Genomic DNA, 14,652 nt, shown 5'->3' with positions numbered 1-14,652 from the left:
ATCTCCTTTATTGGGTACTGATATTATGATAATATAATCGCATCTGTTGTGCATTGGCAAATGCCGGCAATAAGCGAATAATCAACTTAAACTATATAGCATATTATCCACTAAACAACCATGCTTTTTTCTTGAAGCGAACCAGCTTACGGATTGTTTTTTCTATTGTTTCACCATTGGGTGGCGGCTCAACGGTTCCGCATATCTTTTTTACCGAATGGTCGGAGTAACGAACCAGCATACTCCAAGACCAGCCATCGCAGACAGGGACACTGTAATCGTTCATCCATCCATCAATTTTTACTTCTTCGGACAGAAATATAAAGAACGCCTCGCATTGCTGTTTATCTACATTGTATCCATACTCCTTAACTGCGGTTGCAGAGAGTCCATTATATAAGCTGTGCTTAATTTTTCCTGTCCGATAAACAGTTGTGATATGGCGCAGGATTTCCTCAGTGCTGCACAAGCCACAGGAGGTATTCGTTATTGTAATTGATGTGATGCGACTCATATTCAGTCCTCTTTACATAAAATTCTTCCGGTACCACTCATGCAAATCCTCAGTGGTTTGTATAATTTTCGCTATCGCTGTGCCATCACAAACGAATTTGTAATATTTATCCCGGAAGTCATCAATTGTACATATCTTAAAATGCCATTCTCCGGCAAAGGTACGGCCGGAAATCCAAGTAAAACCGTCTTCGGTCTCCGTGCCGAGCTTGCCTTCAATTTCGTGCCCCCTGTCGGGCGGCGACAAGAAACGTAAGTATCCTTTATGAATGTGCACATCCATGACTAGATTCTGAAAGTCTTCTTCATTTGGGAATTTCACAGCATAAACGGCGCGTCGGTCAATCAAGCTATCATCTCCCACGCAAAAGATTATTGTAAAACAGCATCGATCTTGAATAATTCATCTAAAGCATGGTTGTCCGCTATAGCACGCACTTTGTTTCTTGTGGAAGCTTTGGACATATCAAGCCTGTAGTAATGATCCAACCCGTCTGGGCCTCTCATTTTTCTTATAAGCTGTATCCTCCCGAATAACGCCCAGTGGCTTTCTGCGAATTTTGCCAATCCTTTTGCTTTTTCGCAGTTATCGCTCCGGCTGGGATCATGCGGTTCAAGAATATCAAAAATATATCCATGCTCGTCTTTTCTAACTACAATTAGGTCAGGATACATAGGAGCTACTACACCAGCTTTTTCATAAGGGACTTCAAGGGACCATGATTTTCGGTCAAGATTTCTTAACCAGGCAACAGCCCCTCGGGCCAATTCTTCAGACAATACCTCGCGTTCCCAAGTGTTTAAGCTTATTTTAAACCGGCCGTTGTCATCAACAAACAGGTGCTTTTCGTAAGTGGCTGCATCTGCCGACAATGAAAAATCTATAACATTGGGGAGCTGCCAAGGAACAGCAACAGGTTTTTCAGATGAGAACAGAAGCTTGTCATATACGCTTCTGCGGGCTTCCTTAAGCTGGGAAATGGCTCTCTTATTTGCTTCATATAGATTATCAAATTCATTTTCGGCAAATTCATTGAGCCTTTTCATAGCTTCAACATCATTCACCATGACTATTACTTCAACTTTAACCTCTACATGGTCTCTGGCACTGTGCTTTATCCAATAAGCCATATGAAGCCCATCGCCAAGGATTTTCCCGGCGCGGTTAAACAAGTTGTTGATGTCAAATTCCGTAACAATATACTTGTTCGCTGATTCCATAACATAGGTGTTTTCGCCAAAGTCAAAGGCCAAAGCTTTCATGTCAAATCCGGTTATTGCTTTTGCCTTTTCGTCAAAGGCTCCATCTGCTTTGAGCCGAGCAATTTCCTCATTCATTTTTTCAACAATGGCATTTTGAACGTTGCGCTGCGCGTCAAGAGCAATTGCATCCTGTGTAAGAGCGCGCGACAATGCTGACAGGCGTTTTAACGGCTGCTGCTTTCTTGCGGCATCTATCTTATATGTAATCAGATTATTCATCGAAGAAAATACATCTGCGAAATCGGAATTTCGCTTTAAGGAAACAAGCTCTTTTGAAGTACCCGTTTCGGCCGGTACAATATCTTCGCTTTTGTTTAGGGCTTCGATAACAGATGAAACCGTTTCCTCATCGTAATAGGGCAGGAACAGGCTGACATTGTTGAGCTCCGCATCCGATTGTATCCTTCTTGCCAGCGGCGTCCTCACCATTCTGCCTAAAAGCTGGGCAATATATGTGTAATCCTGAGCGCTCCGGAAGGACATCATCACTTCGGCGCGGGGGCAGTCCCATCCTGTTGACAGGTTCATCTTGAAGAAAACCACATTAATTTCTTCGTTTTCTTCTATGCGGGAGGCCTCCACACGCGGGATGTTGATCCCGCAAAGATTGATGGTATTCTGGTCATTGAAGGTATGAACGACTTCGCCATCAATCAGTTTTCTCCCCAGCGTTTCCTCAAGCATTGTCAAGCAAGCCTGCATATCGGTTCTGGTGTATGTGCTGTCGTTTCCATCCTCAACCTGGACTACTAAAATTGGTTTAACGAGCTTTTCATTCTCCTGCTCGCAGTAATTTTTCCAATGCTCTCTCTTTTGCAGCCAGTTTTCTATTGCGCCTTTAAACATGGTCATATCAGCATTGATTGCGATATCCGGATAATGGATGATGACCCGGTCTTTGAGGAGGCCAGATTCACGGACATCTTCGGGTTTAACAATAACTTTATGTACTGTGGAGGATGTGTCCGCCAAAAGCTTTTGGAAGCGCTGCGGCGTAGCAGTGATGCCAATAACCAGCGGCATTTGGCAAAGCCCGTCTTCTGGGCTGCCTAATAAAAATTTCTGCATGATGGATTGTGCCGTGTTTTCAGCCCGGGGACTTGAGTACATTCCCCTATGGGCCTCGTCAATAACAACGTAGAAGCTCTTGGGGCTGGCCTTAGCCGTATTGGTCAGCGTCTCCCAAATGGTATATTGGCGGGCGTCAGACTTCTGTGTCAGCAATTTATCGCTGCCGAGCTTTTGCGTATTCAAGAAATAGATATTTCCGCCTTCAAAGTATTTCGCATCGTAATTCGAATCAATCGTGATGAGCTGCCTCACTCTGATTTTGTCAGACTTGCTCTCGATTTTAAGGCGCGTCTGTTCATTCAATTCTGGCATATCGGACAGCCATATGATTACAGCGTCAGGCTGGCTTTCAAAGTCGGCGGAGCCAAAGAAAATATCTTCAAACAGGGAAGTCATGACGATTGTCTTGCCTGAGCCGGTCGGCGCAGAAAACGAAATCACCTGAGGATCGCCGTCATCCAATAGTAAGTGTGCTTTGGCTATTTTCGATTTTAATTCTTCCAGGGCGTCTTCCTGGAAAGGGAAAAGCGTATCTCGCATAATCAAATCCTCCTGCCGTTAATAACGAAATTATCGATATAATCCCTGTAAAGCTGGGTAATATTCTCCACGTCAAATTGGGAGGCCATCTCCCTAAATGCTTCTTCAGAATTTGTGACGATAAATACATGAGATATATTTTTTCTTGCAGAAATTTGCTTAACAAATTCCGCAAAATGCGTTTCGTCAATAAGGACAGCAAAGTTGCTAGAAGCAGGGATGAGCATTGCCGGCAATTCCGCGTCCTGTTCCAGCTCCGGACGTTCTCCCACGGCACCGGCTTTCAGCCAAAGCATTGGCAGGATCTCCCAAAACTGCTGCCCGAGCGCCACGCTGTTTTTATCCAAGAAACCAAGCTTAAAATACTCAACGTTTGCTTTAAAACCCTCGCTCATCGGCTTTTTAACATCTTCAAGCACGATAATGTTTCCAAGCAATTGTTCGATTCTTTCTTTTATTTCATTGAACAGTGCGTTATTCCGTGTCACAATATAAAACTCTGAAATGTGATCCTGGTCTTCCAATGCGGACAGCCATTCCTCGTAAGCCGAATCATCGAAAAGGATAGAAGCAGGGTGTTTGTCTGAAACTATGTATTTAGAATCAGCTTTGACTAAAGATTGCGGCAATTTGTCCTTCCCAAGCAGTGAAACCAGTTGTTTCTTGTTCTTAGCTGAGTTTAACGAGTTTAAGTCAGTAAAACTAAGCTGTAAAAACTTGCGCTCTTTTTCTTTACTTACTTGTATAGCCGTGAAATAATCACCTTCAAGCTTTAAACCAGCACTGTTTATACCCAAAATTGAGTTTTTTGTTCTTGGCCATGTAATAGCCTGGCATATTCCCTCTTTTTCCCACTCCTTGTCACCGTTAAAAAAGCCCTTCTTAATCAATTCTTTTGTAACGTCTTCGGAAACTTCATTGTTTGTAACCATGATGCATCTACGCCTGCCGTTATCCTCATAATTCAGCAGATTGACTGCATGCAAGGTGGTGCCGCTTCCGGCAAAGAAATCAAGAATCAAGGCATTCTTTTTGCCCCAAACAGCAAACCCTATAGCGTCTTTTACCGCATATAAGGATTTGGGGTAGGAGAACCCGCCTCCGATAATTGTTTTTATCATATTTGTTCCGTGAGCTTCGGCGTTATATAAAGGGTCTGTCCAAATTGTTTTTGGAGGTTCGCTTTCACGCCTTAAAATGATTTCTAATCTATCGCCGTTTTGTTCAACAAACATTCTTTCGCGGACAGATTCTACGGTATCACGGCTATAACGCCATTTCTTTTCAATGTTGTTTCTATCAATAGGCCAGACCTCGATAACTCCATCTTCGCGGTAAACAGTTTGTCCTGATGGGTGAAAATCATCTTCTGCAACCTCACCAAAACCAATAATATTATGGTTTTTATCCAATAAGATTGGATAAAAACAGGTTGCCCCTTCATAGCGCCCAGACGTGCTGCCCCATCTGCGCAGATTATACACATCTCCACCTGTATGTTTTTTCCTGAAAATAGTACTGCTTTCCGTGATGGAGTATATTGCATATTCATGTGTGACAGAAAATTTATCACCCTGTGTTCCACCGGGATTATGCTGAATTGAGACTGGGATGTGCTTTCTTTCCGGGAAAACATCATTTAAAAGCATCCACAAATGAGCATATTCATTATCATCAATTGTAGTGATAAGTACACCATCATCTCTTAGCAATCGCTTTGCAATCTTTAATCTTCTTTGCATCATGGAAAGCCATTTGCTGTGCCGCCAATTGTCGCTGCTGTCTACATAATCGTTATTATACTTCCAGTCGCGGGCTCCTGTATTATACGGCGGGTCGATATAAATACAATCTACCTGCTTGGGATAGAGGTATTCCAGCAACTGGAGCGCATGGTAATTGTCCGCTTCAATTAACGTGTGCCAAAGCGAATCGTCGTCTGCATTTTTTACTTTGTCCATCGGGATTAATGTTGGGAAGATCGGTTCGCCAAATTGAGCTATGACAACCAATTCGCCAACGGGAATATCCGTATTTTCACCGTTGGCTTTGTTTATACATGTAGCACGACCATCTTCAATGTTTGCAACAAAGTAGATGTCGTTTATTTTTTTGCCTTTTCTGGCAACAATACTCCCTTTTTTTATGCTCGCACCGTATATTGGTGTGCATTCAGGTAAGTGTTCCTCAAAAACAAGGCCAAACTTTTTATTGTTGTTAATCCGTTCAACTTCTTGAGCCAATCTATCTCTAAGTGTTTTATCTTCAATTTGCTTTATTAAATCGTTTATTGCCGCCATCTTTTATCCCCCACTGTTTATCATTACATAATCTCAATAAACTACTATCCACGTAAATTTAATTATCCGTTCTATTTTTCCTACGGGCATCTTCCGGTTTCTCCGCGTCCTTCGGTATAGCCCAGGCCCAGCCCAGGCGAACAGCTCCTTTTACTCGGCCCTGCTCGCATAAGACCTGCACTCTGCGCGGGGATATATTCCATTTTTCAGCGGCTTGCTTTGCCGTTAAGTAATCCATTGCGAATACCTCACAGAACAGAAAATTCCAACTTCCATTATATGCGAAGAAACGAATAATTTCAATATGCCTGCAGAAAAATTTACAATTAAAGCGAAAAACCGCCGGCCAAAGCCTTTAAGCCTCGACCGACGTTATGCTTTCATATATTAGCCATATATCTCCACGGTCACTTCCGTCCCCGTCTTAAACTCAACCGTCAGCCTGTCGTCATATACCGTCACCCTGTTGACAATCCTTCTGACCAGCTTGTCGTCAAACTCGAAGAGGATGCTGGACTGGCTATTAAGGAACTCCGTCATCTCCGCAATCCGCTGCCGCCTGTTCTGCCGCTCGGCGTTGCTGGCCAATGTTTCCTGCCGCAGCTCCCGCAATCGGTAGATTTCGTTTGCCACACTGTCATAGGCGGCTTTTGTGCTGGCAAGCCGTAAGAGTTCATGCTGCAGTTCTTCAAGCTTTTTATCTATATCTTCCGTGCTTTCGTCAAACTCCCCGCCCAATGCCGTTTCAATGTTCCTGCGGAGAGTTTCAATAAACTCATCCCGCCCGGCAATTATGCTGTTTATAGCTTTGAGCACTGCTTTCTGCAGTTCTTCTTCTGGAACGGTCGGCGAGCCGCAGTCAGAACCTTTTTCCTCCAGCCTGCCAGCGCACCGCCATACAATGGACTTCTTACCGCGGTTGTTCCAATGCACCCTGCGGTAAATTTCACCGCACTCTCCGCAAAAAACAATACTCGACAGCGCATATTTGGAACTGTAAACGCGCTTGCCGCCTTTCTCGCCGCTCCGAAGGTTTGCCCGTCTTGCCAGCTCTTCCTGTGCCTGCATAAAAAGCGCCCGCGGAATAATCGGCTCGTGGCTGTTTTCTACATAATACTGCGGCACGATGCCGTTATTGATAACCCGTTTCTTAGAAAGGAAATCCACTGTATAAGTCTTTTGCAAAAGGGCGTCCCCGATATACTTCTCGTTTTTGAGTATCTTTCGGATTGTTTCCGGCCGCCATTTAGGTTTGCCTGCAGCGGTAAGAATGCCGTCAGCTTCAAGGCCGCGGCCTATCTGCAGAAGGCTCGCCCCCTCAAGAAACTCCCGATAAATGCGTTTGACGATTTCCGCTTCCTCGGGAACAATAACCAGCCGTTTGTTTTCATCCTTTGTATAGCCTAAGAACCGGTTGTGGTTTACCTGTATCTCGCCGTTTTGAAACCGGAATGCAATGCCCATCCTGACGTTTTGGCTGAGCGACTGGCTTTCCTGCTGCGCAAGGCTCGCCATTATTGTTAAAAGAATTTCTCCTTTGCTGTCCATGGTGTTGATGTTTTCTTTCTCGAAAAACACCGGTATGCCCTTGTCCTTCAACTGGCGTATGTATTTCAAGCAATCGAGGGTATTCCGGGCAAACCGGCTGATGGATTTGGTTATCACCATATCGATTCTGCCAGCCATGCACTCCTCAATCATGCGGTTAAATTCCGCCCTTTTCTTCGTATTTGTTCCGGTAATGCCTTCATCCGCAAAAATTCCGGCCAGTTCCCACTCCGGATTGCTTTGGATGTATCTGGTATAATGCTCTATCTGCACTTCATAACTGGACGCCTGCTCTTCATTGTCAGTGGAAACCCTGCAGTAGGCCGCTACCCGCAGCTTTTGCCTGGCATTAGCCTCTGCAGTTCTATTCTGCTTCGGTTTTGCAGGTATTACCGACACGGTTTTTGCTGCCGCCAACTATGATCAGCTCCTTCCCATATATTTTGCCGTTTATAAGTTCAAACACCGCCGCCCCGCTCTGAAATACCGTAATTCTCTTAACCACCTTTGACATAAACTTTCCGTCAAAATCCTCCGGCACATTTTTCATAATGTTTATCAGCTTTTCTGTCATATAATCAAAATCATCTGCTTCAACCAGTGAGTAGACATATTCTGCCTGCTTAAGCGGATCATCATATTTCTTCTCAATAACCAGCCTCTTTTTGGGCGGCCTTGCTTTAACATCCTCCATATCCAGCGCGCAGACAACCTCCATGAACGCTTCTTCAAGACTCTGTTCCGATATCATTGGACTGGCGCAGCACAGCCGCCCTTTGACAATACGCCTGCTGCACCTCCACCGTTCCTTGCCGTTTTCCGCGTAGCGGCGGTATTCGCTGCCGCACTCGCCGCAGAAAATCCTGCCCCAAAAAGGCGAGATGTTTGATTTGTCATCAGCAAAGTAATTCCGGTTTCTCCCAAGCGTCTCTGCGCGCCGTGCGCGCTCTTCCTGAACACGGTTAAATAGCTCCGCACTGATAATGGCAGGATAAAATCCGTCGCCAAGATACCGCTCGTCGGAAAGCATCAGTCCAATTGAAGCATGCCTGCGGGGAATACCCGCCTTATTTGCCGCGCCCTCCAAAGACAAGCCTCCGGCATATTCTTCAAAAAGCGTCTTGACTTGCGCGGCTTTGTTTTTGTCAAGAGATGCAGACCCGTTTTTAATTTTATATCCATATGGTATATGCGCCATTTACCGTTCAATCCTTTCCCTTAAGACAAGGCCGCATTTCATTCGGAATCCAATTTCTGTTTGCGAAAAAACGGTGATGCTTTCCACAAACCTCTCAAAGAGCAGTTCATCAAACTCCTCAATAATGCCGCCTTCTTTCAACAGGTATTTAAGCAGCGCTTCCGCTTCTGAAAGCGCAGACCGTCCTCCGGCAGAGGACGCTGCCAGCGCTGCCCGCTGTTCCCTGAGCCTTGCCGTTTCTGCCTTAAGTTCATTGTTCTGCTTATTAAAAAGAACGGGATCCAGATACCCTTTCGTCAGGAAACTGACCAGTATCTGCGCCCGCTCCGCGTTTTCCTCTATTTTTGCGTCAATTTCTTTAATTTTTGCATAAGAACCGCTTGCATCCTGTTCCTTCAAAGCTTCAACCAGCGGCTTTATAATAATGCTGTGATTGCTGTATAATTTGTTCATCATCAAAACGAACGCCTCTTTGATGCGGTCATCGCGGATATATACCATGGAGCAATCCTTGGTCTTGCTGGCAATGTGCTTGCTGCAGCACCATGCAACGTATTGCCCGGGCTTATTTGCCATATGGATCCGCCGTTTGAATACGCTGCCGCATTCGCCGCAGATAATCCTGCCGGAAAAAGCATAGCGGTTCAGATATTTGCCTGTGCCTTTTTCAATTCCTTTTTCGCGGCCGCGCTGTTCCAAAATGCGCTTTGCCGCTTCAAAATCCTCCCGGCTTATGATGGCTTCATGATGATCTTGTATATAATACATTTCTTCTTCGCCATGGTTATAATGACGGATAAAATTATCGTCGGTATATGTCTTTTGAAAAAGAACGTCGCCCACATATTTCTCATTTTCCAGTATTCCGCGAATAGTGACTGCCGTCCATTTCTTGCCCCGGGCGGGTTTGATGCCGTCAGCGTTAAGTCCTTCAGCCACGGCATTGGTACCTCTGCCTGCCAAAATCTCCGCAAAGATACGTTTCACCACCACCGCCTGCTCTGGATGCGGAACTAGTATTCCGTTTTGATACATATATCCGTAGGGCGGGTTTGCAAGCTTGAACGTCCCGTTTTGAAACCTCCTCTTGATGCCCCATTTGTTGTTCTGCGAGATGGAAACCGACTCGTTTTCCGCAAGGCTGCTGAGCACCGAAAGAAAAAGCTCGCTGTCCATGGAGCGCGTGTTAATGTTCTCCTTTTCAAAATAGATGAAAACGCCAAGCTCCGAAAGCCTGCGGACGATCTCAAGGCAGTCGGCGGTATTGCGCGCAAACCGGCTTATGGATTTGGTAATGATAAAGTCTATCTTATGCTTCTCGCAGTCCCTCAAGAGCCATAAAAGCCCCTCGCGGTTTTCCTTTTTGGTTCCGGAAATGCCCTCGTCGCAGTATAGCCCCGCAAACTCCCACTTCGGATTGTCTTTGATAACCTTCTCATAATGCTGTTTTTGCGCCTCAAGGCTTAAAAGCTGGTCGCCGCTGTCGGTGGAGACCCGGCAATATGCCGCAGTCCTCAGCTTCGCTGAGATAATGCGATCCCCGTTTGCATCTATTTTTGTTACCTTTCGCATCATTTTCACCTCCTCCCGGGGTGGACATGATACCTCTGCGTGTAAATAATAGCAAGGCAATTACGCCATCAACTGTGCCAATTTTGGTGAGAAAGATCTGCGGTTTAATACGTCGATTTTGTGGAATTCATCCGATGTGATCAAACCTTTGTCAAGCATCTTCTGCAGGATTTTCCGGGAACGCCAGTAATCTAGTTCCCCCTGCAGCTCCTCCGGCGGCATGGCAAGCTCCGCTCTTTTCACGTAATCCTCGAATCCCTCCGGATGTACAAAAACCGTTCCCGCATGCGCCACAACAAACACCTCCCGAGTTTAAGCTAAGCGGGAGCGGACAAACCGCCGCCCCCGTTCTTTTGATTTTTCATTCAGTAATTGATGCCTTATTTCGGTATCTTCAAAACCTGTCCGGGGTAAATCGCCGTCGAGGACAGGCCGTTTAAAGACATAATCTCCGGATACCGCGCCCCGCTGCCGAGTTCCTTTTGCGCAATGCCCCAAAGGGAGTCGCCTTTCTTTACAATGTACGTCTTGTGGCTGCCAGCAGCGTCAAGCAGCTTCTTTACATCGGCGCGGAACGCGTCCATGGACTTCCCGAACCTCGGGAACCAATGCATGACGTCCGCGTGGTTGCTTGCTATTCCAAGCTTATAGCCCTCCGAATGGCAAATGACGTCCTTTTCGGTCAGCCCATACTCCCTGCAAAGGTAGGCGCAAAGTTCCGCGGCTTCCCTGTAGACGGCGTTGAAATAAGCGCTGTCCGTCAGCCCGTCCTCGCAGATTTCGAACGAAATGTGGGTGTCGTTGCCGGAGCCTCCGCAGTGCCAGCCCCGCATATCCCACGGAAGCGTCTGGTAGGTGGCGATGCTGCCGTCCGCAAGCTTCCCGATGAAGGCATGGACGCAGACCTCCCGCCCGTCCGGCCTGTCCTGGTTCCAATGGTTGTTGTAGGGGTTTTTGCCGAGCAGGCCGTCGTCCGGGCCGACATAGCGCTTGATCCACGGGTTGTTTGCCCCGGTGGAATGCACCATAATGCCCTTGGGGATAATAGTCCGGCCCGCTTTGTAGCAGGCGTTGTTTGTCAGGATAAGTTTGTGCAGGTTCATTTTTCTTCCTCCTTTTCGCCGCGGTCATGAAGCTGCTCCAAAACCGCCTTAAGCTTCTCAGGAATCGGCAGCCCGACATGCGCGGCGTTTTCCAGAATGGAAATGCCCTCATTGCTCAAATAAAAGAAGATGACTGCTGTCCGCACCGCGCCGCCGCTTACGAGCACCTGGCTGTCGATGATGTGCCCCACGCCGACCAGCACAAAAATGAGCACCTTCTTGAAGATGCCCTTTGCTCCGATTTCGCTGGACAGCTTCCTATCCGCAATCGCGCACATCACGCCGGTCAGATAGTCAATGGCCACAAAGGCAATGAGGGCATAGAGAAAGCCGTCCGCCCCGCCGAGAAACCAGCCGAGGAATCCGCCGATGGCGGCAAGCGCCGCCTGAACCCAGTTCCATACCGTTTTCATTTTCTTAAACCTCCGTTTCAATCAAATTTGCATATTAAAAAAGCGCCCTGCCTAAAAGCAAAGCGCTGAATATATAAATACCCCTGACCTATATTTGTTTCGGGAGCGCCTCCCAGAGCCGCATATCCTCCTGCCCGAGCGACCAGATGGCTATACCTCGCAATTTCCAGCGGTAAGCCGCTTCATTTGCCCAGTAAACAAGGCTGTCCACGTCCTGATAATACAGGATGGAAAAACCGTCCGCGTCGCCAAGGAACAGGCGGGATATCCAGATATTGATGTCTTTCGGTATAATCTTTACTTTATAGTCATTGCCGCAGGAAAGCTCCAAAAGCTGCGAGTGAAAGAAATCATAATCCAGCGATATATCCTCCGTTCTCGTGGCTGTTTCCTCTACATCGCTGTTGACCGAAAACACCTGAAACTCCTCGTCCCAAGTGACGCCCGTGCGGGCAAGCCTGCCGAAGCTTGCCACCGTGCCGTCCGGAAGTTCCACATCAAAGCGTTCATACGGCTCATAAACCCATGCGTCACCAAGACGCAGAAGCTCACATACTATCCGACTGTCCGAGCGGATCCCCGCATAGCCGCTTGCATTGCTGACAGCAGCCGTAAAGCGCAGGGTTGAGCCTGCGCCGGAATAGACCCTTACCGTATTGCCGCGCTTTCGCATCTCGATGGTGTACATATTAGGTTTCGTGCGGATCTCGCTGTCCGAAGTTTTAGAAAAACTTGTGGAATAACTTCCAAGAAGGGAAGCGCCCTGATAAAGCTCCACTCTCTGCGTGTCGTAATTAAGACAGCAGAAAATATCGTCGAGGAACACTCCCGCCTGGCCGCCGCCGTTTTGCGGAAAGGCCAGCCTTGCCCGGATATGGACGTCGGAAAAGCCGCCGTACTTCCATGCAAGCTCGCCATATCCCTCAAGCTGGGAATAAGGGCGGCTTTCTGTGCTGTCCGGATCCTGCCACACGCTCCACTGCCCGGAAAGGACAGTCCAGTAGCTTTCCGGCAGTATGTTCCTGTCCCGGAAATCCTCGTACCATACGAGGGCCGAGTCGGGTTTTCTCCGCAGCATTTCAAAGGTCAGCTTAAAGCCTCGATCAGGCTCTGCCATAACACCGTTTACATCCTTAAACTGCCGGGGTGACAGCATATATGCCGCCTCGCCCGCAAAAGGATACTCTGTAAAATTGCTGCATACCCGAAATCCGTAAAACTGGACTCCCGGTACGCCTCCGCTGATGCCGACAGCATGTGTACCTGCCGAAAGAAATACACCCTTTTCAAGTGTCAGCCAGCAAAGCCTTCTCCAGTACGGCCACCAGAGGCGGCTTTCGCTGAAAGTCTTCTCATTGCCGTCCAGTGAAACCGCAATCGCGTTTTTGTCCCAATAGGGAAAGCAAAGCCGTACTGCGACATCGTAATATCCCGCTTCCGTTATCTCAAACCGGTACTCCGCCGACGCCTCCGCATCGGCAAGCGCGGCCATACCCTCCGCCACAATGACATTTCCCTCATACTCGTCCGGAACGCCGTTTCTGTCAATATATACGGTCCCGAACTCTGTTTTCTGCTCCTTGCCGTAGCCTGTCAAATATCTCCGCCTGTTGTACACCCCCTTTTGCAGCGGGTATTCCCAGGATACGGCGTCCCAGCCCTCCATGTAGTCGTACACATGGGGCAGCGCCCACGGCACTTTGTTGTAGTCGTCCCAGTAGGCGACAATCGGGATAAACGGCTGGGGCGGCGCGTCATCGGTAAAGTTGTATGCCCCGGTCATCCAGTATTTGGCCGCATAGTAGGTGTTGGACACTCCGCGATAAGTTACCCCGAGGTTTTCGGGCGTGTCATGGATCCGCCAGTTCCAGCCGTAGGCGGGAAGTCCCATGAATAGCTTGTCCGGCGACATCGCGGTAACGGCATAATTGTAGATGCCCTCAAGCCAGTCCCGGGGAGAAACGGGTCCGGGAGCAGAGCCCGCCCATGCCATACCATAGCTCATGATGGCGGCAGTATCGCAATAGTTGTTAAGATCAGCATAAACGCACCAGTTTTCACCGCCCACCGAGCCTTGCACGCCGGTCATCCCAGGCAGGCAGATGTTGACGAACTTGGCAGGATTGAAGTTTTTTACAGTCTGGTAGATATCCCTGAACAGTGCATTTGCCGCATCCTTGTTTTCATATCCGCCGCCGCGCTCCAGATCGATGTCCACCCCGGCGCACCATGGATACTTTTGCATGATCCGCACGATCTCCGAGAGAAATTTATTCTTTGCCCCGTTCTCGTTATTGCGAAGTGCAGTAAAAACATTGGCTATTCCATGATTCATAATTGTGAGCAGCCACTTAATGTGAGGCCATTTCTGGATATACGGAAGCATGCTGCTGATGCTGGTGCCGGTTTCGGTGATTGTGCCTGTCGCGTCAACCTCAAAAGTGAAAATACCTACCGTATCAAATCGGTCTCCATAATTCGAAAGTGCCTGATACATCCGGGCATTTCCCATAAAGCTCCACACCATGCACCGCTTGCCTTTCAGATAATCCCTCACAACCGATCACCGCCTTCCTGCATCTCCTGAAACTCAAAGAGCGCCCGCGCCGATTTCCTCTCCTCCAGCTTGACTGTATGCTTGCTGTCCCATGCCGCCGTATACTGATAAAACCCATCCTTCCGGGCCGAACTGCCGTTTTTCAGGCACCTGCGGGCAGACGCCAGCAGCGCCAGCTCATCGCCTGCATTAACTGGGTCAAGAAACTTTACCTTATGCGCACCCACACCTTGGGATAGTTCAATGCTGCCTGCCGCCATATCCTGCATGGGGTAGATATAGCAGTCAAGACCGGCGGATGTTTTGCCCAGGTTGAATAAAATAACCGTTTCCGCTGTCCGCACCACGCCGTTGTAGTGGCGGGGCGGAACGGCCTCCCCGTTTTCCCGGAATTTCGCCAGCATTTTGCTTGTGTGGACGGTGTATCCCGTCAGCCGGTCTCCCCCCTGAAACTGCAGGTCGGTAAAATAGATGGTTCCTGTGCAGTCGGAAAGCTTAAGCGTCACAGTTACGCCAGCCACATGCTTGTCGCTTTTTATCTGTATGGTTTCCGCAAACCTTGAAATCTGCATCC

The 14,652-nt window shown here is 47.9% G+C and carries 12 protein-coding genes; all 12 read right to left on the bottom strand.

Annotated features, from left to right (window positions below; genetic code table 11):
• Positions 1–103 precede the first annotated feature (103 nt).
• The 12 genes from VF724_RS17290 to VF724_RS17235 all read right to left on the bottom strand — a co-directional run bounded on the left by VF724_RS17290 (position 104) and on the right by VF724_RS17235 (position 14,650).
• Positions 104–514 carry a hypothetical protein gene (locus VF724_RS17290; protein ID WP_371755490.1) on the bottom strand — a complete coding sequence of 137 codons (411 nt, stop codon included), beginning with the start codon at positions 512–514 and terminating at the stop codon, positions 104–106.
• Between the two features lie 12 nt (positions 515–526).
• Positions 527–862, bottom strand: coding sequence for a hypothetical protein (locus tag VF724_RS17285; RefSeq protein WP_371755489.1), 336 nt, complete (start codon positions 860–862; stop codon positions 527–529).
• Between the two features lie 23 nt (positions 863–885).
• Positions 886–3,387, bottom strand: a complete 2,502-nt coding sequence (locus VF724_RS17280; protein ID WP_371755488.1) for a DEAD/DEAH box helicase — start codon at positions 3,385–3,387, stop codon at positions 886–888.
• Between the two features lie 2 nt (positions 3,388–3,389).
• Complete coding sequence (locus VF724_RS17275) at positions 3,390–5,687, bottom strand: site-specific DNA-methyltransferase (RefSeq protein ID WP_371755487.1); 2,298 nt, start codon at positions 5,685–5,687, stop codon at positions 3,390–3,392.
• A gap of 387 nt (positions 5,688–6,074) precedes the next feature.
• Positions 6,075–7,652: a recombinase family protein gene (locus VF724_RS17270; protein WP_371755486.1), complete on the bottom strand. Its 1,578-nt coding sequence runs from the start codon at positions 7,650–7,652 to the stop codon at positions 6,075–6,077.
• Positions 7,600–8,433: a recombinase family protein gene (locus VF724_RS17265; RefSeq protein ID WP_371755485.1), complete on the bottom strand. Its 834-nt coding sequence runs from the start codon at positions 8,431–8,433 to the stop codon at positions 7,600–7,602. The genes VF724_RS17270 and VF724_RS17265 overlap by 53 nt, the downstream gene beginning before the upstream one ends.
• Positions 8,434–10,005 (bottom strand): recombinase family protein, encoded by a 1,572-nt coding sequence (locus VF724_RS17260; RefSeq protein ID WP_371755484.1) that lies wholly within the window; start codon positions 10,003–10,005, stop codon positions 8,434–8,436.
• Between the two features lie 60 nt (positions 10,006–10,065).
• Positions 10,066–10,299, bottom strand: a complete 234-nt coding sequence (locus tag VF724_RS17255; protein ID WP_371755483.1) for an SHOCT domain-containing protein — start codon at positions 10,297–10,299, stop codon at positions 10,066–10,068.
• 86 nt (positions 10,300–10,385) lie between these two features.
• The gene (locus tag VF724_RS17250) at positions 10,386–11,108 is read right to left on the bottom strand and encodes an N-acetylmuramoyl-L-alanine amidase (RefSeq protein WP_371755482.1); all 723 of its coding nucleotides are present in this window, start codon (positions 11,106–11,108) and stop codon (positions 10,386–10,388) included.
• Complete coding sequence (locus tag VF724_RS17245; protein ID WP_371755481.1) at positions 11,105–11,521, bottom strand: phage holin family protein; 417 nt, start codon at positions 11,519–11,521, stop codon at positions 11,105–11,107. The genes VF724_RS17250 and VF724_RS17245 overlap by 4 nt, the downstream gene beginning before the upstream one ends.
• 88 nt (positions 11,522–11,609) lie before the next feature.
• On the bottom strand, positions 11,610–14,078 hold the full coding sequence (locus tag VF724_RS17240; RefSeq protein WP_371755480.1) for a glycosyl hydrolase family 18 protein: 2,469 nt from the start codon (positions 14,076–14,078) through the stop codon (positions 11,610–11,612).
• Positions 14,075–14,650, bottom strand: a complete 576-nt coding sequence (locus VF724_RS17235) for a hypothetical protein (RefSeq protein WP_371755479.1) — start codon at positions 14,648–14,650, stop codon at positions 14,075–14,077. The genes VF724_RS17240 and VF724_RS17235 overlap by 4 nt, the downstream gene beginning before the upstream one ends.
• Between the last annotated feature and the right edge of the window lie 2 nt (positions 14,651–14,652).

Source organism: Ferviditalea candida, from assembly GCF_035282765.1.
In the GTDB taxonomy this organism is placed as follows: domain Bacteria; phylum Bacillota; class Bacilli; order Paenibacillales; family KCTC-25726; genus Ferviditalea; species Ferviditalea candida.
The sequence above is the reverse complement of the archived record's forward strand: the minus strand, read 5'-3'. Positions and strand labels throughout refer to the sequence as shown.